General features: G+C 49.2%; 21 protein-coding genes. 11 read left to right on the forward strand and 10 right to left on the reverse strand.

Annotation, left to right across the window (positions count from 1 at the left end):
• Positions 1–14: 14 nt before the first annotated feature.
• The 10 genes from M1D67_RS18395 (at position 15) to M1D67_RS18440 (ending at position 10,813) form a co-directional block, all read left to right on the forward strand.
• The gene (locus M1D67_RS18395) at positions 15–2,957 is read left to right on the forward strand and encodes a glycoside hydrolase family 3 C-terminal domain-containing protein (RefSeq protein WP_479831435.1); all 2,943 of its coding nucleotides are present in this window, start codon (positions 15–17) and stop codon (positions 2,955–2,957) included.
• Between the two features lie 224 nt (positions 2,958–3,181).
• A complete protein-coding gene (locus tag M1D67_RS18400) occupies positions 3,182–3,925 on the forward strand; it encodes a metal ABC transporter ATP-binding protein (RefSeq protein ID WP_023856278.1) in 744 nt (247 codons plus the stop codon).
• Positions 3,925–4,782 carry a metal ABC transporter permease gene (locus M1D67_RS18405; RefSeq protein WP_020452947.1) on the forward strand — a complete coding sequence of 286 codons (858 nt, stop codon included), beginning with the start codon at positions 3,925–3,927 and terminating at the stop codon, positions 4,780–4,782. Before M1D67_RS18400 ends, M1D67_RS18405 begins: the two co-directional genes overlap by 1 nt.
• A gap of 28 nt (positions 4,783–4,810) precedes the next feature.
• Positions 4,811–5,740 carry a metal ABC transporter substrate-binding protein gene (locus M1D67_RS18410; protein WP_023856279.1) on the forward strand — a complete coding sequence of 310 codons (930 nt, stop codon included), beginning with the start codon at positions 4,811–4,813 and terminating at the stop codon, positions 5,738–5,740.
• A gap of 104 nt (positions 5,741–5,844) precedes the next feature.
• Entirely contained in the window at positions 5,845–6,171 is a 327-nt protein-coding gene (locus M1D67_RS18415; protein ID WP_020452949.1) for a four-helix bundle copper-binding protein, read from the forward strand.
• A 108-nt stretch (positions 6,172–6,279) separates the two neighbouring features.
• Positions 6,280–7,059: a MurR/RpiR family transcriptional regulator gene (locus tag M1D67_RS18420; RefSeq protein ID WP_003185233.1), complete on the forward strand. Its 780-nt coding sequence runs from the start codon at positions 6,280–6,282 to the stop codon at positions 7,057–7,059.
• A gap of 83 nt (positions 7,060–7,142) precedes the next feature.
• Complete coding sequence (pfkB, locus tag M1D67_RS18425; protein ID WP_479831436.1) at positions 7,143–8,057, forward strand: 1-phosphofructokinase; 915 nt, start codon at positions 7,143–7,145, stop codon at positions 8,055–8,057.
• 13 nt (positions 8,058–8,070) lie between these two features.
• Positions 8,071–9,471, forward strand: coding sequence for a PTS fructose transporter subunit IIC (locus M1D67_RS18430; RefSeq protein ID WP_243942152.1), 1,401 nt, complete (start codon positions 8,071–8,073; stop codon positions 9,469–9,471).
• A gap of 6 nt (positions 9,472–9,477) precedes the next feature.
• Positions 9,478–9,936, forward strand: a complete 459-nt coding sequence (locus M1D67_RS18435) for a PTS sugar transporter subunit IIA (RefSeq protein WP_377904242.1) — start codon at positions 9,478–9,480, stop codon at positions 9,934–9,936.
• A 25-nt stretch (positions 9,937–9,961) separates the two neighbouring features.
• Positions 9,962–10,813: a tagatose bisphosphate family class II aldolase gene (locus tag M1D67_RS18440; RefSeq protein ID WP_065644314.1), complete on the forward strand. Its 852-nt coding sequence runs from the start codon at positions 9,962–9,964 to the stop codon at positions 10,811–10,813.
• Between the two features lie 43 nt (positions 10,814–10,856).
• Here M1D67_RS18440 and M1D67_RS18445 read toward each other — a convergent pair whose 3' ends face one another.
• From M1D67_RS18445 to M1D67_RS18490, 10 genes are all read right to left on the reverse strand, one after another.
• Entirely contained in the window at positions 10,857–11,006 is a 150-nt protein-coding gene (locus M1D67_RS18445; protein ID WP_377904836.1) for a hypothetical protein, read from the reverse strand.
• Positions 11,003–13,438, reverse strand: coding sequence for a heavy metal translocating P-type ATPase (locus M1D67_RS18450; RefSeq protein WP_479831437.1), 2,436 nt, complete (start codon positions 13,436–13,438; stop codon positions 11,003–11,005). Before M1D67_RS18450 ends, M1D67_RS18445 begins: the two co-directional genes overlap by 4 nt.
• 36 nt (positions 13,439–13,474) lie before the next feature.
• Positions 13,475–13,684, reverse strand: coding sequence for a copper chaperone CopZ (gene copZ / locus M1D67_RS18455; protein ID WP_020452955.1), 210 nt, complete (start codon positions 13,682–13,684; stop codon positions 13,475–13,477).
• Between the two features lie 94 nt (positions 13,685–13,778).
• Complete coding sequence (csoR, locus tag M1D67_RS18460) at positions 13,779–14,084, reverse strand: copper-sensing transcriptional repressor CsoR (RefSeq protein WP_020452956.1); 306 nt, start codon at positions 14,082–14,084, stop codon at positions 13,779–13,781.
• A gap of 124 nt (positions 14,085–14,208) precedes the next feature.
• Positions 14,209–14,760 (reverse strand): DJ-1/PfpI family protein, encoded by a 552-nt coding sequence (locus tag M1D67_RS18465; RefSeq protein WP_003185255.1) that lies wholly within the window; start codon positions 14,758–14,760, stop codon positions 14,209–14,211.
• An 85-nt stretch (positions 14,761–14,845) separates the two neighbouring features.
• The gene (locus tag M1D67_RS18470; protein ID WP_020452957.1) at positions 14,846–15,607 is read right to left on the reverse strand and encodes a DeoR/GlpR family DNA-binding transcription regulator; all 762 of its coding nucleotides are present in this window, start codon (positions 15,605–15,607) and stop codon (positions 14,846–14,848) included.
• Positions 15,608–15,686: 79 nt separating this feature from the next.
• Entirely contained in the window at positions 15,687–17,168 is a 1,482-nt protein-coding gene (locus M1D67_RS18475) for a rhamnulokinase (protein WP_023856288.1), read from the reverse strand.
• Entirely contained in the window at positions 17,165–18,385 is a 1,221-nt protein-coding gene (gene rhaI, locus M1D67_RS18480) for an L-rhamnose isomerase (RefSeq protein ID WP_186440119.1), read from the reverse strand. The genes M1D67_RS18475 and rhaI overlap by 4 nt, the downstream gene beginning before the upstream one ends.
• Positions 18,378–18,767 carry a sensory rhodopsin transducer gene (locus M1D67_RS18485; RefSeq protein WP_096748472.1) on the reverse strand — a complete coding sequence of 130 codons (390 nt, stop codon included), beginning with the start codon at positions 18,765–18,767 and terminating at the stop codon, positions 18,378–18,380. The genes rhaI and M1D67_RS18485 overlap by 8 nt, the downstream gene beginning before the upstream one ends.
• 54 nt (positions 18,768–18,821) lie before the next feature.
• Positions 18,822–20,891, reverse strand: coding sequence for a bifunctional rhamnulose-1-phosphate aldolase/short-chain dehydrogenase (locus M1D67_RS18490; protein WP_020452961.1), 2,070 nt, complete (start codon positions 20,889–20,891; stop codon positions 18,822–18,824).
• Between the two features lie 357 nt (positions 20,892–21,248).
• Between M1D67_RS18490 and M1D67_RS18495 the strand changes: the two genes are divergently transcribed.
• Positions 21,249–22,448, forward strand: coding sequence for an MFS transporter (locus tag M1D67_RS18495; RefSeq protein WP_023856293.1), 1,200 nt, complete (start codon positions 21,249–21,251; stop codon positions 22,446–22,448).
• Position 22,449 lies beyond the last annotated feature (1 nt).

A 22,449-nucleotide genomic window follows, 5' to 3' on the forward strand; every position in this document is an offset into this window, starting at 1 on the left:
AAGGAGTGATCAGGATGCTGAAAACGGTCCGCACCATCATGTTGGCGGCAATGTGCACGATCCTTTCCGCCGCCGCTGTCAATCCGCCGCCCGCGGCCGCTAAAACCCAGGCTGATGAATATGAATATCCCTTTCAAGATCCAAGTCTCCCTGTTCAAAAAAGGGTCAGCGACTTGCTTTCTCGACTGACCCTTGAGGAAAAAGTGTCGCTGATGCATCAATATCAGCCTGCCATTCCCCGGCTGGGCATTCCCGCTTTTAAAACAGGCACAGAAGCGCTTCACGGCGTTGCCTGGCTCGGGGAAGCGACCGTTTTCCCGCAGGCTGTCGGGCTCGCACACACATGGGACCGCTCTTTAATCAAACAAATCGGCTCAGCGGTCGGCGATGAAGTCCGCGGCTTCCACCACCTTGATCCCGCGGCAAACGGAGTCAATGTCTGGGCGCCGGTCGTTGATCTGCTGCGGGATCCAAGGTGGGGTAGAAATGAAGAAGGCTATTCCGAAGACCCTTTTTTAACAGGGGAAATAGCAACCGCCTATGCCTCCGGTTTAAGGGGCGAGCACCCCTTCTATTTGAAAACAGTTCCTACCTTAAAACATTTTCTTGCCTATAACAACGAAACAGACCGGGGATTCAGCTCCTCAAGCATTGATCCCAGGAACATGAACGAGTATTATTTGAAGCCCTTCAAAACAACAATTTCCGCAAAAGCCGCGTACAGCCTGATGCCAGCCTACAATTCTGTCAACGATAAACCGGCCATTTTGAGCCCGCTGCTCAACAGCACAGTCAAAGGAAAATGGGCCGGAGACGATTTCTTCATCGTCAGCGACGCCTTTGATCCTTCAGGAATCGTCACTGACCACAAGTATTATGACAGCCACGAAAAAGCGCATGCCCACGCCGTAAAAGCCGGCATTGACAACTTTACAGATCAGGGAGAAAATCCCGGGCTGACGAAAACCGCCTTAACCGGCGCCTTAAAGAATGGCCTTATGTCTGAGAAAGACCTCGATCAAGCCTTGGCCAACACATTCAGCATCCGTTTTCGAACAGGCGAATTCGATCCGGACGAACTCAATCCGTACAGCCGCCTGACAGATGGCGTCATCAACAGTCCAAAGCACCGGCAGCTTGCGAAAAAAGCGGCTGAAAAAGCCATTGTTTTACTGAGAAATGACCGGAATCTGCTGCCCTTCAATACCCGGAAAAATGAAAACATCGCAGTTATCGGACCGTTCGGAAATGCGCTTTACGAAGATTGGTACAGCGGAACGATGCCGTATCGGAAAACCCCGCTTGACGGAATCGCGGACAAAATCGGCAAAGACCGCGTCTCCTTTGCCGAAGGGCTGGAACAAAGCGGGTTCAAATCCGCCCTGACAGGAAAGTTTGTAACCGCAGGCCGGGACGGCAAACAACCGCTCACAGCATCGGCTGACAAGCTTGAGAAAAGCGCGGCATTCGATGCGGCGGATTGGGGAGAAAGCATTTTCACCCTCCGCGCCCAAGCGAACGGTCTCTATGTCTCGCTTCAGGATGACGGCAAACTGATCGCTGATCAGAAACAGCCGAACGGCTGGACCGTCAAAGAAACTTTCCAGTTTGAACAGCAGCCTGACGGGACATTTGCCATCAAAAATACGGCAAACGGCAAATATCTCACCGCTGGAAAAGACGGGACATTAACAGCCGCTGCCGAAAAGCCGGCGACAGCAGCGGAAAAGTTTTCAAAGGCGATCATCAAGAGCAGTACGGAGGAAGCGGTTCGACTGGCAAAAACCGCGGACAAAGCCGTCGTGTTTGTCGGCAACAATCCTTACATCAACGGCCGGGAAACCGAAGACCGGAAAGACATTACACTACCTCCGGCCCAGGAAAATCTGCTGAAAGCTGTTTCTAAAGCCAATCCCAATACGGTGCTTGTCGTAACGAGCAGCTATCCGTTCGCTCTCAACTGGGCTAAAGCGCACATTCCTGCGATCATATACTCCGCACACGGAGGCCAGGAGGCGGGAAGCGCATTGGCGGACATTCTCTTTGGAGATGAAAATCCGGGCGGACGGCTGACGCAAACTTGGCACACGTCAGTCAAAGAACTGCCGGATATGATGAATTACGATATCATCAAAGGGAAAAGAACCTATAAATATTTCGAAGGCAAGCCGCTGTATCCGTTCGGCCACGGGTTATCCTATACAGCGTTCCACTACAGCGGTTTAAGCGTTTCCTCTGACAGCATCAAAAAAGACGGCTCCGTCACGATCCGCGTCAACGTCACCAACACAGGCGGAAGAAAAGGAGATGAGGTCGTTCAGCTCTATACTTCTCCTCTGTTTAACACGCGGGTTAAACAGCCCAATCTGGACTTGAAAAACTTTCAGCGCGTTGAGCTGGCACCGAAAGAAACGAAAACCGTGACATTCAAGCTGAAACAGGCAGACCTTGCCTTCTGGGATGTAACGAGCGAAACGTTTGCCGTTGAAAGAGGCGCATACAAAATATCGGTCGGGAGCTCGGCGGCGGACATCCGCAAGACAAAGCGGATTTTCGTCCAAGGTGAAACGATTCGAGAACGGAACTTGCGGCGGCAGACAAACGCTGAAAACTACGACGACTACAAAGGCGTGCTCATCACCGAAGAATCCAAATACGGCGGCGATGCGGTAAAAAGCAGTACAGCAAACGCGTGGATCGCCTTCCATGATGTCCGCTTCAAAGGCGAAAAAAGGATAAAAGCAAAGGTTGCAAGCAGAGGCGGCGGCGAAATCGGCATCTTCCTCGATCATCCTCAAAAAGGAAAGCAAATCGGCTCGTTAAAAGTGCCTGACACATCCGGATTGCATAACTGGAAAACGATAAAAGCTTCCGTCCGAAAATCGGCAGGCACCCATCGCATCTACTTTGTCTTCAAAGGGAAAGTCGCAATCGATACGTTTCAATTTGAACGATAAACCGGCACAGAAGAAATTTTTTTAAAGCCATGCAGCTTGATCTGCATGGCTTTTACCGTTTTTCAGCAATTTTAGTGCTTTACAACTTAGGAATGATATATTAGAATTCAATCAAAAGTTGCATTAGGTAAAAAAAATGTCACAAGGTAATAAAATATTACCGAAACAAAAATATTGTATTCAGGTTAACTTTCATATAGACATAGAAAGGGGTTAATGAACCTATGAAACCCGCGATTACTGTAAAAGATTTATATGTTTCTTATCACGGCGCAGAAGCGCTTCGCAATATCAATTTCTCGCTTGATCAAGGAATGATGGCGGGCGTTATCGGACCGAACGGCGCAGGAAAATCAACACTGTTAAAAGCCATGCTCCAATTGATTCCAAAAGATAAAGGCGACGTCCGTCTGCTCGGAAAACCGCTCAAACATGTACGCAAGCAAATCGCCTATGTTCCGCAGCGGAATGATATGGATTGGACGTTCCCGATCAATGTGCTCGACACCGTCATCCTCGGCACGTATCCTGAACTCGGCCTTTTCAGACGTCCGAAAAAACGCGATAAAGACTGGGCATATCACTGTCTTGAAAAAGTCGGGATGGAAGCATACGCCAAGCGCCAGATCGGTGAACTGTCAGGCGGGCAGCAGCAGCGCGTTTTTCTCGCCCGGGCGCTCGCCCAAAAAGCAGAGCTGTTCTGTCTTGACGAACCGTTCGTCGGAATTGATGTGACGAGTGAAGAAATGATCGTCAGCATCTTAAAGGAACTTCGTGATGAAGGAAAAACCGTTCTTGTCGTCCATCACGATTTGAGCAAAGCGGACAGCTATTTCAATGAATTAATTTTGCTGAACAAAGAGCTGATTCAAAAAGGCCCGGTCTCCGACATCCTCAATCCCGACGTGATGATGAAAGCCTACGAATCTCAGCTTCCGTTCCTGCAATCGAAAAGGGGTGCGATGTGATGGAATTTATCCATGGTTTGATGGAATATTCGTTTCTGCAAAAATCGCTGTTCACATCGATTATGGTGGGCATCATTTGCGGCGTCATCGGCTGCTTTATCATTCTCAGGGGAATGGCGCTGATGGGAGATGCGATTTCACACGCGGTCCTTCCCGGCGTCGCCATCTCTTATATGCTCGGCGTCAATTTTTTCTTCGGCGCCGTCTTTACGGGTATCCTGACGGCTCTCGGAATCGGCTATGTCAGCCAAAACAGCCGAATTAAAAACGATTCGGCCATCGGTATCGTCTTCACAGCCTTTTTCGCCGTCGGGATCATTTTGATCACGCTTGTCAAAAGCTCAAGCGATCTGTACCACATCTTATTCGGAAATGTGCTGGCCGTTCGTTCATCCGACATGTGGATCACGCTCGTCATCGGAGTCATGATTCTTACCGCCGTCTTTTTGTTTTACAAAGAGCTGCTCATCACCTCTTTCGACCCGACGATGGCGGCCGTCTACGGCTTGCCGAACCGGCTGATTCACTACTTTTTAATGACGCTTTTAACGATGGTCACGGTCGCATCGCTTCAGACCGTCGGCATTATCCTCGTCGTCGCGATGCTGATCACGCCTGCCGCAACCGCTTATTTATTAACGGACCGGCTGTGGGTGATGATCTATTTGTCCGCTTTCCTCGGCGCTTTGTCAGCGGTCGTCGGTCTTGGATTAAGCTATACGTACAACCTCTCCTCAGGAGCGGCGATCGTGCTCGTGGCTACGATTTTGTTCGGACTTTCCTTTACATTTTCACCGAAACAAGGCGTGCTTTGGAGAGCTTTGAAATCAAGAAGAAAGCGGGCAGCACTTCAATAATCCACAATATAAAGGGGGAACACAAAACATGAAATGGAAGCAAACATTAGCCATTGCGGCGGCATTAATTCTTGTTCTCGCCGCTGGCTGCTCATCGAAAAGCAGCAATGAAGAAAACGGAAAGCTGAAGGTCGTCACCACCTACTCCATTCTCTATGACATCGTCAAACAAGTCGGAGGAGATCACATCGATTTATACAGCATTGTACCTGTTGGAACAGACCCGCACGAATACGACCCGCTGCCAAAAGACGTGCAAAAAACGACGGACGCCGATGTCATCTTTTACAACGGCCTGAATTTGGAGACAGGAAACGGCTGGTTTAACAAGCTGCTGGAAACAGCTGAAAAAGACGGCGATGACGCCCCTGTCTACAAGCTGAGCAAAGGGGTCAAGCCAAAGCATCTCACTGCCAAAGGTAAAGAAACGGAAGAAGATCCCCATGCATGGCTCGATATAGAAAACGGGATTCAATATGCCAAAAACGCGAGAGATGCGCTGATAAAAAACGATCCCGACCATAAAGAAGATTACGAGAAAAACGCTGAAGCCTATATCGGCAAGCTGCAAAAGCTTCATAATGAAGCGGTGAACCGCTTTAAAGATATACCGAAAGAGCGCCGCGTCCTTGTGACGAGCGAAGGAGCTTTTAAATATTTCGCTTCGGCCTACGGCGTCGACGCGCAGTATATTTGGGAAATCAATACCGAAAATGAAGGAACTCCCGGTCAGATGAAAAAAATCGTCGACACGGTGAAGAAAAAGGAAGTTCCGGCCTTATTCGTGGAGACAAGCGTTGACCCGCGGAGCATGGAAAGCCTGTCAGCGGAAACAGGCGTGCCGATTAAAGCAAAAGTCTTCACCGATTCGATCGGAAAGCCTGGTGAAGCGGGAGATTCCTATTATAAGATGATGAAAGAAAACCTTGACCGGATCCATCAAGGTCTCGCCGAATAACCAAAAACTGCTGTACAGGATGTACAGCAGTTTTTTTCGCATGTTTTCCCGATTTTAAAGCAGGGTACAACGAAGGGAAAACGCAGAAAAAAGGAGTGTATTTCGTGAAATCTGTATACGAGGAATGCATCAAAGCCTGCCGGGAATGCCTTGAAGCCTGCAATCACTGCTTTGACAAATGTCTGATGGAAGAAGACGCGGGGATGATGGCCGAATGCATCCGACTTGACCGGGAATGCGCGGAGATGTGCGGATTCGCACTTCAAGCCATGACGCGCAACAGCCCGTATGCCGAAGACATTTGCCAGCTTTGCGCAAAGGTTTGCGAAGCTTGCGGCAATGAATGCAGCCTGCACAAGCATGACCACTGCCAGCTTTGCGCTGAAAGCTGCTTTGCATGTGCGGAAGCATGCAGAAAAATCGCTTCTTAACTTGAAATATCCGGCTCTCGGGCCGGATATTTTTAGGTCGGAAACGTTTATTTTTTCTCCTCCCCCTTGCTAAACTGATACAATATGACTATAAAAGGGGGTTTTAATATGAAAGACAGCGTGTTTCAAATGACTTCTGACACATATCAGTCGCTCAGCGATTCAGAACGGCATTTGCTCGAGTACATTTATCAGCACTTAGATGTCATCGCCACTTTATCGATTGTAAAATTAAGCGAGGATGCAAATGTTTCAACAGCCACGATTGTCAGGTTAATGAAAAAGCTCGGTTATGACGGCTACACTTCTTTTAAGTACGCATTAAAAGAAAAACACCACCTCGGCCACGCTCCGCTGATGGATGATATCGACAGCCAAATTAAACAGGCCGTGCTCAAGAATGAAAGAGAAGTTCTGGATACGATTAAAATGCTTGATATCGGGTTGATCGAAGATGCCATTCAAAAAATCAGCAATGCCGAAAAAGTTTACATTTTCGCAAGGGGATTGTCTGAAATGATTGGGACTGAGATGACGATCAAGCTTCAGCTACTCGGCAAAAACTGCGAGATGCACAGCGACCCGAATATTATCAGAGGCAAGTCAAAAACACTGGCAAAAAAAGACCTCGGCCTTTTTGTTTCCCTGAACGGCGAGACAGAGGAGCTTGTTGAAGCCGCGCAAAATTTCAAATTGCAAGCCATTTCCACCATTACATTAACAACAAGGATCGATTCGCGTCTTGCGAAATTATCAGAGATCGTACTAGTCGGGTTTAAAGGTGAACAATCATTTTTTCCCGATTATGAAGTCCGCTCGCGCCTCCCTCTGCAAGTCCTCTCCCGCATCATGCTGGACTCATACGTCATCCGCACCGCTCATAGCTGAAAACCTTTACACAACCTGTAAACATCCCCCCTTTTATCTGTGACATAATGTCTGTGAAGCCACAGATAAAGGGGGGATACAGCATGATCTATACATGCACGATGAATACCGCGGTCGACTTATTCGTTGAAACCGACGAGCTGCTTCCCGATGTCGTCAACCGCACTAAAGATGAAGATTATCAGCCAAACGGAAAAGGTGTCAATATTTCTTTTATGCTCAAGCGCCTCGGCCTTAACAATACCGCGCTTGGATTTACAGGCGGATTTACCGGGCGTTTTATTGAAAATGAACTGCTGAATGAAAAAATCGTCACAGACTTTGTCGAAGTCGAAGGCATCTCACGGATTAATATTTTTATTAATGCCACCCGGGAATTCAAAATCGTAAACAAAGGTCCGCTCATATCTGAAGGCCGAAAACAGGAGCTGATCAACAAAATCCGTCAAATTCCGTCCGGCCGCTTTTTATTTGTTTCAGGCAGTCTTCCGAGAGGAGTCCCAGATGACATGTACCTTTCGCTTTCCGAGATTGCCGCCGAAAACAAACTGAAATTGATCTTGGATATCAGTTCTCCCGTCCTATTAGATTGTCTTTCATACCATCCTTACCTGATTAAACCGAATGAACAGGAGCTTGCCGCTTTTTTCAGCCGGAAGAAAGCGCTGTCTGAAGAAGACATCATCCATTACGGAAAGGAGCTTCTCGACCGCGGCGCTGAAAGGGTTCTCATCTCCCGCGGCAAAGACGGCGCCCTATATTTGGACCGCCAAAGAACCTTAAAAGCGACCGCTGCGAAAGGCAAAGTTGTCAATACCGCGTGTGCCGGCGATGCCATGCTTGCCGTGTTCGTCGGAAAACAGGAGCTCGGCTGTTCTGTTCCTGAAGCACTCAGACACGCCTCTGCCGCCGGATCCTTGACGGCTTTCTCGAAAGGACTCGGAGATGTGTCCAAACTCGATCAAACCGCTTCACAAATTCAAATCACTCATTTATAAAGGGGGTTTTCTTATGAAAAAGTTCAAAATCATCGCGGCAACCGGCTGTCCAACAGGAATTGCCCATACATTTATGGCTGAAGAGGCCTTAAAACAGGCCGCCGCCAAACTGGGTGTAGAAATCAAAGTCGAAACACACGGACAAATCGGCGTTCAAAACGAACTATCGCCAGAAGACATTAAACAAGCCGACGGAGTCATTGTCGCAGCTGACAAGGATGTAGGCGCCGAGCGTTTTGCAGGCAAACGCGTCCTTGACGTCCCGGTTGCGCGGGGCATCCGAGATGCGGAATCTTTAATTCGGGCGCTGATGAACGGCGAAGCGCCGATTTACCGCGGACAAACAACGGCAAATACAGAGGATGAACCCCAAACAGGCGAAGCCGCTTCCATCGGCCGTAAAATATATAAACATTTGATGAACGGGGTTTCCCACATGCTCCCATTTGTCGTCGGCGGAGGGGTTTTGATAGCACTATCCTTTTTATTCGGTATCCACTCAGCAGATCCTGAACATCCAAGCTACAACGCTTTTGCCGAATTGCTGAATAAAACTGGTGCCTTCGGCTTCCAGCTGATGGTTCCGATTTTATCCGCCTATATCGCCGATTCAATGGCCAAACGCCCCGGCCTGATTGTCGGTTTTATCGGCGGCATGATCGCCAGCACGGGTGGAGCGGGTTTTCTGGGCGGCATCGTATCCGGTTTTTTGGCGGGACTGATCATTTACGGTCTCTCGTATGCACTTAAAAAAATGCCTCAGTCCCTTGAAGGGCTAAAAGCAATTTTTCTATATCCGGTTATCGGCATTTTTCTGATCGGTGCGGTCATGTTTTTCCTCGTCGAGCCGATGACGGCCATCAATGAAGGGATGAAGGACTTTTTAGCCGATTTTCAAGGGGCGAACCCCGTCATTCTCGGCTTGATTATCGGCTGTATGAGCGCATTTGACATGGGCGGACCGGTCAATAAAGCCGCTTATGTCACCGGCACTGCTCTGCTCGCTGAAGGGAACCAATATTTCATGGCAGGCGTTTCCGCCGCGTGCATCACACCGCCGCTCGTCATTGCGTTTGCCACTTTGCTTTTCCGCAAATATTTCAGCCAGCAGGACCGAAATGCAGGGCTTGTCAATTTTATTCTCGGCGCCACTCATATTACCGAAGGTGCTATCCCGTTCGCCGCAAAAAAACCGATCCCTGTCATTCCGATTTTGATGATCGGCTCTTCGGTATCGGCGATATTAACATACTCATTTGCAGTTCAAGTACCTGCTCCGCACGGCGGATTCCTTGTACTTCCCGTTGTCACAGGAGCCTTTCAGTGGGTGTTGTCGATTATCATCGGATCGCTTATCGGCGCCTTCTTATACGGCTTTTACCAAAAACGGACATATGAAAAACAGAAAGGCTGATCAAATATGGGCACAGCAGCTTTAATCAAAAAAGAGCATATCTATCTTCAAGAAACGTTATCTTCCCAAGCGGAAACGTTTGACCGGGTGGCTCAGATCGCATATGAATCGGGAGCCGCCAAAACAAAACAAGCGGTCATTCACGGATTGGCACAAAGAGAGGCTGAAAGTACGACCGGCTTCATTGAAGGCTTTGCCATTCCCCATGCAAAACTGAAGGACATTACAGAAGCATCTGTCATCATCATTCAAAACCAGACGGGAATCGAATGGAACGCGCTTGATCAAAACCCTGTCACATTTATTATTGCTTTATTAATACCAGATGCCGAGGCAGGCAGCACACATCTTAATCTATTATCATCGGTGTCTCGCATGCTTGTTCACGAAGATGCGAGGCAGCAGCTGCTTGAAGCCTCGAGTCCTGACGACATTCTGAACACCTTTTCGAGCTATATATCCTAATTTTGATCAGAAAGAAGGAATCGATATGCTGACAAATACGAAGAAAATGCTGTTGGACGCACAGACAAACGGCTATGCGGTGCCGGCCTTTAACATACACAACCTTGAAACCGTGCAAGCCGTGACAGAAGCGGCTGAAGCCTTAAGGTCCCCCGTGATTCTTGCGGCTACTCCCGGAACCTTCAGCTATGCAGGCCGCGACTATATTCAAGCGATTGCAGAAACGGCCGCAGCGCGCTGCTCAATCCCGGTCGCCCTTCATCTCGATCATCATGAAGAGATTGATGATATTCGCGAGTCTTTATCATTAGGGACAAAATCTGTGATGATTGATGCTTCGCACCGTCCATTTGCCGAAAATACCGCAATTGTAGCGAGCGTCGTACAATATGCCCGGCAAAAAGATGCCACTGTAGAAGCCGAGCTCGGAAGGCTCGGCGGACAGGAAGATGATTTAATCGTGGATGAAGCTGACGCTTATTACACCGATCCGGATGCAGCAAAAGAGTTCGTCGAGAAAACCGGAATCGATTCACTGGCGGTGGCAATCGGTACAGCCCACGGGCTTTACTCAAAAGAGCCCAATATCGATTTTGACCGGCTGGCCGCGATTCAAAAACGGGTTTCAGTTCCGCTCGTCCTGCACGGCGCCTCGGGAATTCCGCAAGAAGATGTAAGAAAGTGCATCAAGCTCGGCTGTGCAAAAGTAAATATCGCGACTGAATTAAAAATTCCTTTTTCAGATAAACTGCGCCGTTATCTGCATGAACACACCGATGCAAGCGATCCAAGAAAATATATGACCCCCGCCAAAGAAGCCATGAAAGAAATCGTTCAGGAAAAGATTTTGATGTGTATGAGCAATAACAGATACTAATACAAAAAGCCGGATGTTAAAGAACATCCGGCTTTTTAGCAAATCATCTGCTATGCTCTTCTAAAACATGACCGTCATGAGGCTTTTCATCAGGTATCGATTCCTGAGCGGCCAATATGCTGTATACGAGCATGACAATTCCTACATAAACAACCGCCGAAACCGTCCAAGCGAGCACTGTTTTATCCTTCAAGACGGATTCCTCCAATCAAGCTTCACCTTTTGCAGCCTGAGTGCATTCAGAACGACAGAGACCGAACTGAACGCCATCGCGGCACCTGCGATCCACGGGGCCAAAAGCCCGACGGCCGCGAACGGAATGCCGATGCTGTTGTAGGCAAACGCCCAAAAAAGGTTTTGTTTAATATTTTTGATCGTCAGCCGGCTCATAAGGATCGCATCGGCGATGCTGTTTAAATCGCCGCGGATCAAGGTGATGTCGGCGGCTTCCATGGCGACGTCAGTCCCCGTTCCGATCGCCATTCCGGTATCGGCTGCCGCCAGTGCCGGCGCATCATTGATGCCGTCGCCGACCATCGCAACTTTTTTGCCTTTTGCCTGAATTTTCTTCACTTCATCTGCTTTTCCTTCAGGCAGAACTTCTGCGATGACGTGCTGAATGCCGGCTTCAGCAGCAATCGCTTCTGCCGTCCGCCGGTTGTCCCCGGTGATCATGACGACTTCAAGCCCCATATCATGCAGCCTTTTCACCGCTCTTTTCGACGTGTCTTTTATCGTATCGGCGACGGCGATCATCCCGGCAAACCGACCGTCGATGGCGGCAAGCATCGCCGTCTTTCCTTGTGTTTCGAGCTCTTCCATTTTGCTGTGCGCCTCTCGAATGTCAATATCACGGCTTTCCATCAGCCGTCTTGTGCCGATCAAAATCCGTTTTTCACTGATTGCGGCTTCGATACCATAGCCGGGTATCGCTTCAAAGCTGTCTGCTGAGGCCGGTTCTATCTCTCTCTTTTTAACGCCTTCGACAATGGCTTCTGCAAGCGGATGTTCAGAGCTTTTTTCCGCAGCACCGATAAGCTTGAGAAACGATGTTTCATCGATCCATGGTTCAGGGCACACATCTGTGAGCTGAGGCTTTCCATTTGTGACCGTCCCCGTCTTGTCAAGCACGATCGTCTCCAAGCGGTGAGCCGTCTCCAAATGTTCGCCGCCTTTGAATAAAATTCCGAATTCAGCCGCACGGCCCGATCCGGCCATGATCGATGTCGGTGTTGCCAAACCGAGCGCGCACGGACATGCGATCACAAGCACCGCAATCAGCTTTTCCAGCGCCGTGCCGAATTCGCCGGGGCTAACCGCCAAATACCAGAAGAAAAATGTGATGACTGCGATCGCCACGACAATCGGCACAAAAACCCCGGAAATCCGGTCTGCGAGCCGTTGAATCGGAGCTTTTGAACCTTGCGCCTCTTCCACGACTTTTATAATCTGCGCCAGCGCAGTATCTTTGCCTACTTTTTCTGCTCTTACTTTTAAAAATCCATTTTTATTGATTGTAGCACCGATAACCGGATCTCCAACCGTCTTGTCAACAGGGATGCTTTCACCGGTGATCATTGATTCATCCAGCGCAGAACGTCCTTCGACAATCTCTCCGTCTGCCGGTACTTTTTCACCTGGCTTCACGTACATGATGTCGCCTGTCAAAACGTCTTCAATCGGCACGGTCATCTCTTCGCCGTTCCTGACGACGGTCGCTGTCTTTGCCTGCAACCCCATCAGCTTTTTGATTGCTTCGGATGAGCGCCCTTTCGCTTTCGCTTCAAACAGCTTTCCTAAAATGATCAAAGTTAAGAGGATGGCGCTTGTTTCATAATAAAGGCCGTCCGGATGCCGGTTCGTGCCGAGGCTTTCAATGCTTAAATATAAGCTGTAGAAATAGGCGGCAGACGTGCCGAGAGCGACCAGCACATCCATGTTGGCGCTTTTGTTCCGCAGCGCTTTATAAGCCCCTGTGTAAAACTGTTTCCCGACGATAAATTGAACCGGTGTCGCCAACGCGAACTGAACCCATGGATCCATGAACATCCCCGGCAGCCATATAAATGACGTGAATTTGAAATGGCTGACCATTGCCCAGAGCAGCGGAAACGATAAAATGGCTGAAAAAATAAATTTGCCGGTTTGACGCTGAATGCCTTTTTCTCTTTGTTCCGCCACTCCATCCGCAGCTCGGTCTTTTTTCAACTCAAGCTTGTAGCCGAGCTTTTCAACGGCTTCGATCATTTCCTCCGGCGAAACCGCACCGGCCTGATAGTCGACTGCCGCAGTCTCTATGGCAAAGTTGACAGCGGCGTTTTTGACGCCCGGCAGCTTGTTGAGGCGCTTTTCCACCCGGTTGGCGCAAGCTGCACACGTCATGCCGGAAATTGCGAATTCGGCTTTTTCCGCTGGAACTTGATAGCCGAGCGATTCGACTTTCTCAGCCAGCTGTCCGACTTCGATTTGCCCCGGATCATAAACGATTTTTGATTTTTCCAGCGCCAAGTTCACATTTGCGTCCTGAACGCCGTCAAGCCTTTTCAACCCTTTCTCGATCCGCGCCGCACAGGCGGCACAGGTCATGCCAGAGATTTGGAGGGTGGCTTCTTTTTGTTCGTCCATATCCTTCACTCCTTATATACCCCTTATAGGTATACATTAGCCTGCGACATCATACCCCTGATCTTCGATCGTATCGATGATTTCTTTCAGCGATACTTTGCCTGAATCAAACGAAACTTCGACCTTGCCCTCGCTTAAATTCACTTTAACGGACTCTACTCCGCCAAGCTTTCCGACGTTTCCTTCTACTGCCTGAACACAGTGGTTGCAAGACATGCCTTCGACTTTCAGTGTTTTTTGTTCCATATTGAAAACCTCCTATGGTTTGATGATATTGATCGGTTTTATATTACCATACCCCTGTAGGGTATTTCAAGAAAACGATTTTCCCTTTTTTCGTTTACGACTTTGAAAAACGCTTAAACACATCAAGCAGCTCCTCGATGGCCTCTTCGCCTTCACCGCTTTTAATCGCGTTTGCGACACAATGGTGGGTATGATCTTCAAGCAGGCTGAAAGCCACCTTTTGCATCGCGGCTTGCACAGCTGAGATTTGAACGAGAATATCGACGCAGTAGCGGTCATTTTCGATCATGTTTTGAATGCCTCTGACCTGCCCTTCAATCCGCTTTAAGCGGTTTGTGATTTGTTCTTTTCCTTTAGAACTTTTGGGATTTAATGTGTGTTCATGATGATCTGCTGACATCGGAGCACCTCTCTTTCCATTGTATTTTGTCCAAGTTACCCGTTTGTACCATTATAAAATGCGAAGCGAAACATGTCTAAAAAAAAGAGACAACCCCAATTTTCTGCGGGGTCGTCCCTGCATATTATTTGTTTAACGCTTTAAAAAATTCTCTCATAAACTCCGGCAGATTGGACCAGTCATGGCCTGAGACCAGATTGGCGTCGACATGAAGCTTCTCCTCTACATAAGTCGCGCCCGCGGCTTCGACTTCCGGTTTGCAGGCGATGTAAGCCGTCAGCTCCCGACCTTTCAGATGTTCTCTCAGGCTTGTGAAAATCAGGCTCGCGTGACAAATCGCGCCGACCGGTTTATTTTCCTCAAAGAAATGAGCAACAATTTTCAGCAGGGAATCGTACATCCGGATAAATTCCGGCGCGCGTCCGCCCGGAATGATGATACCGTCGTATTCGGACGGATCAATCTCATCAAATGAAGCATGCGCGTCAATTAAATAGCCCGGCTTTTCGGTGTATGTATCCCAATCCAGAAAGTCATGAACAACCGTATGAATCTTTTTCTTTTTCGGTGCGGCGATCGTCGTTTCATAGCCCTCTTCAAGACAGCGGTAATAAGGATAATACACTTCCAGCGCTTCAACTGCGTCGCCCGTTACGATCAAAATCTTTTTCGCCATCAAAAACATCTCCTTTCCTTTTTTACTCTTCTATTTTATCCCATTTGCGCCTGATTTTAAAATCAAGTGCTTGAAAAGCTTGGTTTCAACCGACGATCGTGATGGTCTCTGTAATGTCTTTCAAGAGGGCAAGGTTTGCTTTGTCAATTCCTGAATCTGTGATGATCCTGTATCCGTTATGAAGGCGGTCGATTTGCGAGAAAGCACGGGTCCCGAATTTGCTGCTGTCCGCCATCAAGATCGTTTCGTCCGCAATCTCGATCATCCGTTTTTTCAACAGCGCCTGCATTTCGTTTGAATCGCTCAAACCGCTCGCAGGGTCGACGCCTTTGCAAGACAGAAATGTTTTGTTGACGTGATACATATCAAGGGAGCGCTCAGCCAAAGGACCGACATATGACATCGATTGCGGCAGCAGCATCCCGCCGGTTGAAATGACCGTCACCTTTTCTTTTTTGCTGAGTTCAATCGCGACTCTGACTGAATTGGTGATGACGGTCAGCGGGATGTTTTCAAGCGCTTTTGCCATGTACCATGCCGTCGTGCTGGCATCAAGAATTATTCGTTCCCCGCTTTTCACGTGCTTAACGGCTTCAAATGCAATCATCTTTTTTTCGTTTACGTTTGTAATTTCGCGCTCGCGAAAATGCACCTCCGCTTCTTCGGTCTGTACGCTGACAGCGCCGCCATGACTTCTTTTCAGCTTATTTTCCTTCTCAAGCTTTTCCAGATCGCGCCTGATCGTTTCTTCCGTGACGGAAAAAAGCTCGCTCAGTTCTGTGACGCGTACGCTCGAGCGCAGATTGACAAGCTCGACGATTTTTTGGTGTCTTTCAGCTACAAGCATCCGTTTACTTCCTTCCTTTTTTGGTAAAAGTCACTGTTACTTTCATGATAGCGCATCAGCGCCGATACAGGAAATGTTTTCAGCGGGAAGCGGCGCCGAGAATCTGACTTGTATAGCGGCGGTATGCCGCCTCCCACGCTTCTGTATCTTCCGGTACATACGTTTTTTGAGGGAAGGAAGTCCTGATCGCTTTTCGGGCGCTTTGAATATCCCAAAACATGTCGAGTGCGATGGCCTGTACGGCAATGTTGCCGATGGCGCTCGCCTCTGACGGTCCGGCCCATACATTTCTGGCCAGTACATTCGCCGTGTATTGGCACAGCAGTTCATTTCGAATCCCTCCGCCCGCCATGTGAAGTCCGTCATATTCTTTTCCTGTCAATGTTTCAATCCGTTCAAGCGTAAACCGGTATTTAAACGCAAGGCTTTCCAGCACGCAGCGGATCATCTGTCCGGGCGTTTCCGGCACGTGCTGCCCAGTTGCACGGCAATACTCCCTGATCGCCTCAGGCATATGCACGGGATTAAGAAACATCGGGTCATCCGGGTCAACCGCCGACCTGAATGCTTCCGACTGTCCGGCAAGTTTGACAAGCTCGGCGCTCGAATAGCTGATCCCGTCTTTTTCCCAATCCGCCTGACAGCGCTGGAACAGCCACAATCCCATAATGTTTTTTAAAAAGCGGAATGTACCGCCGGCACCGCCCTCATTTGTAAAATTCCAATCGAGCGCCTGTTTTGACATCAGCGGAGTGTCAAGTTCAGTTCCAATCAGCGACCAGGTGCCGCAAATCAAATATGCAAAGTCTTCCGTTTCAGCGGGAACGCCGACAACTGCAGAAGCCGTGTCATGTTCGCCGACGGCAATGACCGGTACGGCAGGCACCGACAATTCGCTGCACACTGATTGTGACAGCCTCCCCGCTTCGCTTCCTGGTTTTGCTATATCCTTCGGAAAAATATTGGCCGGGAGTCCCATAAGGCTGATGAGCTCCCAATCCCAATCTGACGTTTTCGGGTTGAACAGCTGAGTTGTCGTCGCATTTGTAAACTCGCTTTTTTTCTCGCCCGTTAAAAAATAGCGCAGCAAATCAGGAATCATTAAAAGCGTTTCCGCGTGTTCCAACAGCGGAGAATTCGCTTTTTTCAGCGCCCGGAGCTGAAAGATGGTGTTGAACGGCAAAAGTTGAATACCGGTTCTTGAAAACAGCTCTTCTTTTCCGATTTCATTCAGCACCTCCATCATCATTCCGTCCGTGTAAGGGTCTCGGTAATGATAAGGGTTCCCCAACAACTCTCCGTTACGATCGAGAAAGCCGACATCAACCGCCCAAGAATCGATTCCGATACAGCTGATTCGTCCGCAGCCGTTTTTCGCCTTTAAAATGCCTTTTTTGATTTCATGATAAAGCCTGAGAATGTCCCAATAAAGGTGTTTTCCCGCCTGAACGGGCTGATTTGGAAAACGGTGAATTTCCTCCGCTTTGATCAGACCGCCGTCCACATGACCTGCATAAGCTCTGCCGCTCGACGCACCAAGATCAAAAGCGAGAATCGTCACCAGCTTGCACCGCCTTTGCCGCGTGCCAGTATTTTCTCCGCATACCCGCTTTCCGCATAAGCTTTGAGCGGATCAGGCGGGACGTTCATTTCCTCCCGCACGGCGTAAAGGAGCGGTTTGACGTCAATTTCAAATGCTTCGCGGATCGCAGCCTCTGCGGCAAGAACGTCATGATTTTCCTGCGCTTTCTTCACTTCATCGAAGTTGATCAAAAGCGCTTTTGCAAATTGAGTCTGCACATTCATGACCGAGCGCAGTACAGCCGGGATTTTAGGTTCGAGATTATGGCATTGATCAAGCATATACGAAATATGTTCGGCCGTCTTCCGGACACTCGGGTCGGAATCGCGGCAGGCGTCCAAAATTTGATAAAAAATGAGAAACAGTTCGTACGGGTTGTGCGCGCCTGCGATCAAATCGTCATCAGCGTATTTGCGGCTGTTGAAATGAAAGCCTCCGAGACGTTTTTCGTCAAGCAAATAAGCGACAATGTGCTCGATGTTCGTCCCTTGGGGATGGTGGCCGGTGTCGACGAGCACCTCAGCCTTCGGCCCGAGCTTTTGCGCCAAATTGTAAGCCATCCCCCAATCCGCCAGGTCTGTATGATAAAATGCCGGCTCAAAAAACTTGTATTCAATCAAGAGCCGCATATCATCGTCAAGCGCTTCGTATACTTCAGCCAGACACTCATACATCCAATTTTTCCGTTTTCTGATGTCGCCCTGACCGGGATAGTTGGTTCCGTCGGCAAGCCAGAGGCTGATTTCCTTGGAGCCTGTTTGTTTTGCAATATCGACGCATTCGAGCAATTGCTCAGTCGCTTTTTGGCGAATGTCCGCTTTAACGTTTGTGACGCTTCCGAATTTGTAGTCATCGTCCTGGAACAAGTTCGGATTCACGGCGCCGATGGCAAGGCCAAGCTCCTCGGCGTGCGCTTTCAGCTTTCCGTAATCATCAACTTGATCCCACGGAATATGGATGGCGACGGAAGGACAAGTTCCGGTTAATTTGTGAACGACTGATGCATCTTCCATTTTTTCAAACGGATCCCTCGGTACGCCCTCTTGCTGAAACACTTTGAAGCGCGTGCCCGAGTCCCCGTATCCCCATGAAGGCGTCTCGATTTTAAGCGCTTTCAATTTTTCCTTTACTTCAGAAAGGCTGATGCCTCTGTCTTTCTGCTGTTCTTCAAATAAAGCGTAAGCCCGGTCATTCATCATGTACACTCATCCCCCTTGTTTTTAACGGATATGCCATGGTTGACATTAACGCAAGTTCCGGCTGGGTTGTGTCCAGCCGGCTGTACTGGACGATCACAGGTACATCGCTTGCGATCTCGATCGCATAAGGAACATTTTCAGGAATGCGTTCTCCTGCTCGGTGCAAAGAACTTGTGCGAATATGCTTCGTTCTCTTGCCCTGAACCGTCTCGGGAATGCCTTCGAGCGGCGGACGGTCTTCAAAGTATACTGTGATCGCAAGGTTTGCGTCTTCTTCATGGCAATTTAAAACACAGATGGCTTCATGGCTCGTCAAGCTTCCGGAACTTTCCGGAGGAATAAAACCGTCCGGTATGATCCAGTGGGTCTCGCCCTTCATCTCCCTTTTCCCCCTTTGTTTTCTGAAAGGACGGCCGAAGCCGTTCCTTTCCAATTACCTTGAAAATGCGGCCGGCACTCCCCCGTCAACCGTCAGCATGCATCCCGTCGTTTTTGCCGTTTTTTCTGAAGCGAAATAAGCGATCGCTTCGGCGATGTCGGCGGGATAAATGTTGACGGAAAGAGTCGTACGTTTGCGGTAATGCTCTTCAAGCCGATCGGGTTCAATCCCGTAGGCGGCGGCTCTTTCTTCGCGCCACTTGGAGTCCCAGATGGCCGACCCTTGAAGCACCGCATCCGGAAGCACTGAATTCACGCGGATTCCATACGGTCCGCCTTCAGCGGCGATGCATCTCGCCAAATGAACCTCAAGCGCTTTTGCAGAGCTGTATGCCGAAGCGTTTTTGCCTGCATAAACGGAATTTTTCGAGCCGATAAACACCATGCTGCCGCCTGAACCCTGTCTTTTCATTTGCTTAAAAGCTTCTCTGGCGACGAGAAAATATCCTGTTCCAAGTACATTCATATTCAAATTCCATTCTTCGAGAGTCGTTTCATCAAGCGGGCTGGATGTCGCAAGCCCCGCGTTGTTGACGAGAATGTCGATCCCGCCGTAATTAAGGACGATTTCCTCGAATGCCGCCTGAACGTCCTCTTCTTTCGTCACATCCATGCGGACGGCGGATGCTCGTTCCGCACCGTATTGTTCATTAATCTCTGCGGCTGTTTTTTCTGCGCCTTCTATATTAATGTCAGCAACAGCAACATGCGCACCTTCTGAAGCAAGGCGGCGGCAGGTCTCGCTGCCGATTCCGCCCGCTCCTCCCGTCACAAATGCGATCTTGCGGGAAAATTCGGCTTCCGGCGGAGCAAGCGTTAATTTATAAAGCTCAAGCGGCCAATATTCGACATTGTAGGATTCTTCCTCATTTAGAGATACAAAGTTTCCAAGGACTTCTGTTCCCTTCATGACAGCAATCGCCCGCCGATATAAATCTCGGCTGACCTTTGCCATCGCCAGGCTTTTACCTGCTGCCACCATGCCGATTCCCGGGATTAGCATCACGCGCGGCGCCGGTTCAAACATCTCGTCTCCTTCATGCCGGTTTCTTTGAAAATAGGCGGCATACGATTCTTTAAACCTAGCAATCTCGGTTTTGATCCGTTCGACCAGCTTCTCTGTGTCCTGTTCAGCGGGATTCCACGGAATATAGGCAGGCGTCCGCTTTGTATGCACAAGGTGATCCGGACATGCGGCGCCGACCTGTGAAAGCGATGGAGCGCGCCTGCTGTTCGTGAATTCGAGTACATCATCAGCATCGCACCATGTGAGCAGCATGCGTTTCTCTCCGCTGACAGCGCCGCGGATAATTGGCAAGATATCGGCTAAAATCCGTTTCCGGTCCTCCGGTGCAAGCGGCTCGACCATCTGTCCGCCAAACGGCTGATGATCTTCTGAACGGCTTTTAATGTATGCTTCCGCTTCGCGAATCACAGCAATCGTCTGATCATAGCTTTCTTTCGCCGTTTCCCCCCAGGTGACGAGCCCATGCTTCTCCATTAAAACAAGCTCTGCATTCGGGTTGTTTTTCACACCTTCTGCTATCAGCTTCGATAAAGCGAAGCCCGGTCTGACATAAGGCACCCATACAAAGCGGCTGCCGAATATCTCCTCTGCGATCTCTTTTCCATTATCAGCGCAGCAGATGCTGATGATCGCATCGGGGTGGGTGTGATCGACATGCGGAAACGGCAAAAAAGCATGAAGAAGCGTTTCGATCGACGGCCGCGGGTGCTTTCCGTCCATCATGCAATGGGACAAATATGCCGTCATTTCTTCATCGGTCATGCTGCTCCGTTCCATCAGCGGACGAATATCATCGAGCCTCAGCCCGGTAAATTGGCCCGCTGACATCGTCGCCAAGTCCGAGCCGCTGCCTTTCACCCACATCACCTCGATGTCCCTGCCCCTGAAATCCTTTTCCGTCGTTTTCATCGATGTGTTTCCCCCGCCCCAGTTGCAGACCGATCGGTCAGAGCCGATCAGGTTGGAACGGTAGACGAGTTCGTCAAGACCCGGACGCAGCGATGCAGCCTCAGTTTCTGACCATAAATATTCCACCATACGTATCACTCCGTTTTTGTTTGTTTATTTTTGAATATGTTTGTTTAAAGAGTAACATATTTTGTTTTGTTTTGTAAGCGCTTTTTTCAGAAACCATTTTATGATAGAGCTGTTTCAATCGGTCTATAAATAAAAAACCCTCAACAGCAGGCAGCCGTAGGGTGGCAGGAATGTGGAATGTTTTAACCTTTGAAAATAAAATGTCAGATTTTAAGAAAGCGCTGGCATCATGATGATGACGCTTTTTGTCCCGCCGGCTAACCGTTTTGGGAACATATTGATCCACAACAAACGGTTGAAAATCGGCTTTTAATCTTTTAATATATAAACTCATGTTTTTTAAAAGGAGGGGTCAGGATGAATAAAACACTGCACGCACCAGTCAAACTGATCATCGCAATTTTTATGATTTGCACATTTTCTATCGGCTTTACAGAGTACGTCGTTATGGGTATATTGACTTCCATTTCAAAGGATCTCTCTGTTCCGATTTCATCTACCGGCTTATTGGTAACGGCATATGCGGGAAGCGTTTGTCTGACGGGGCCGATCGTCACCATATTGTCGGTCAAAATGCCGCGAAAACCGGTATTGATCGGCTTGATGAGTGTGTTTGTACTGTCGAATGCGCTCAGTTTCCTGGCGCCGAACTTCACCGTTTTGTTGATCTCAAGAATCCTATCCGCTTCCATTCATGGCGCATTTTTTGCAACGACGATGGTGTTCGTCAGCGAAATGGTACCGCCCGAAAAGCGGGCCGCCGCTGCCGCTTCAATGAACGGCGGCTTGACCATCGCCCTGATGCTCGGCGTTCCGTTCGGTTCTTATTTAGGCGACCTTTTCAACTGGCGGATCGTTTTTCTGATGATCGCATTCCTCGGATTGATCGGCCTCGCCGGCATTTGGCTGACGGTGCCGCACAGAAAACCGAAAGTCGTCCCTAAATTGATCCATGAATGGGATGTGTTTAAAAATAAACAAGTTCTTTTCTCTTTTGCTATCACAATTTTCGGCTATTCAGGTGTATTCATCGCCTACACGTTTATTGAACCGATGCTGCGGCATTCTGCCGGTTTTGGCAGCCTCGGCATTACAGCCGCCCTTTTCGCCTACGGATTTGGCGGAGTCGTCGGCAATTTCTACGCCGGAAAGGTGCCGTTTCACCTGTTAACCCGCTCCATGATCGGCGTGATGATCGCGCTCATGGCGATCCTTGCGGCCTTCCCTTTTGTCAGCGGACACCCTGCCGGCGCCATCATCGTGACGTTTTTATTCGGAGCCGGCGCTTTCGGAACGGTGCCCCTTTTGCAAACAAAGGTCGTGGCTGCGTCTGAACACGGAACAACGATCGCCACCTCTGTCAGCATCGCTGCATTTAACTTGGCCAACGCGCTCGGCGCATGGATCGGCGGACTCATTCTTCATGCATCAGAGTCCTACACATACCTTGCCACAGGCGGTGCGCTTATGACCATGTGCGGACTGACGCTGACGATGTTCGCCTTTGTGTCTGAGAAAAGACAAGTGAAAGAAGAAATGTGGAGAACGGATCTGTAAT

It is taken from the genome of Bacillus sp. PK6-025 (genome assembly GCF_056530265.1).

Bases quoted from the DNA above. Each gene is read 5' to 3' on its own strand.
- pfkB (WP_479831436.1), top strand. From the start codon at position 7,143: ATGATCTATACATGCACGATGAATACCGCGGTCGACTTATTCGTTGAA.
- M1D67_RS18495 (WP_023856293.1), top strand. From the start codon at position 21,249: ATGAATAAAACACTGCACGCACCAGTCAAACTGATCATCGCAATTTTT.
- M1D67_RS18400 (WP_023856278.1), top strand. From the start codon at position 3,182: ATGAAACCCGCGATTACTGTAAAAGATTTATATGTTTCTTATCACGGC.
- M1D67_RS18450 (WP_479831437.1), bottom strand. From the start codon at position 13,438: ATGGACGAACAAAAAGAAGCCACCCTCCAAATCTCTGGCATGACCTGT.
- M1D67_RS18435 (WP_377904242.1), top strand. From the start codon at position 9,478: ATGGGCACAGCAGCTTTAATCAAAAAAGAGCATATCTATCTTCAAGAA.
- M1D67_RS18465 (WP_003185255.1), bottom strand. From the start codon at position 14,760: ATGGCGAAAAAGATTTTGATCGTAACGGGCGACGCAGTTGAAGCGCTG.
- M1D67_RS18440 (WP_065644314.1), top strand. From the start codon at position 9,962: ATGCTGACAAATACGAAGAAAATGCTGTTGGACGCACAGACAAACGGC.
- M1D67_RS18490 (WP_020452961.1), bottom strand. From the start codon at position 20,891: ATGGTGGAATATTTATGGTCAGAAACTGAGGCTGCATCGCTGCGTCCG.
- rhaI (WP_186440119.1), bottom strand. From the start codon at position 18,385: ATGAATGACCGGGCTTACGCTTTATTTGAAGAACAGCAGAAAGACAGA.
- M1D67_RS18410 (WP_023856279.1), top strand. From the start codon at position 4,811: ATGAAATGGAAGCAAACATTAGCCATTGCGGCGGCATTAATTCTTGTT.
- M1D67_RS18395 (WP_479831435.1), top strand. From the start codon at position 15: ATGCTGAAAACGGTCCGCACCATCATGTTGGCGGCAATGTGCACGATC.
- M1D67_RS18405 (WP_020452947.1), top strand. From the start codon at position 3,925: ATGGAATTTATCCATGGTTTGATGGAATATTCGTTTCTGCAAAAATCG.
- copZ (WP_020452955.1), bottom strand. From the start codon at position 13,684: ATGGAACAAAAAACACTGAAAGTCGAAGGCATGTCTTGCAACCACTGT.
- M1D67_RS18420 (WP_003185233.1), top strand. From the start codon at position 6,280: ATGAAAGACAGCGTGTTTCAAATGACTTCTGACACATATCAGTCGCTC.
- M1D67_RS18430 (WP_243942152.1), top strand. From the start codon at position 8,071: ATGAAAAAGTTCAAAATCATCGCGGCAACCGGCTGTCCAACAGGAATT.
- M1D67_RS18485 (WP_096748472.1), bottom strand. From the start codon at position 18,767: ATGAAGGGCGAGACCCACTGGATCATACCGGACGGTTTTATTCCTCCG.
- M1D67_RS18470 (WP_020452957.1), bottom strand. From the start codon at position 15,607: ATGCTTGTAGCTGAAAGACACCAAAAAATCGTCGAGCTTGTCAATCTG.
- csoR (WP_020452956.1), bottom strand. From the start codon at position 14,084: ATGTCAGCAGATCATCATGAACACACATTAAATCCCAAAAGTTCTAAA.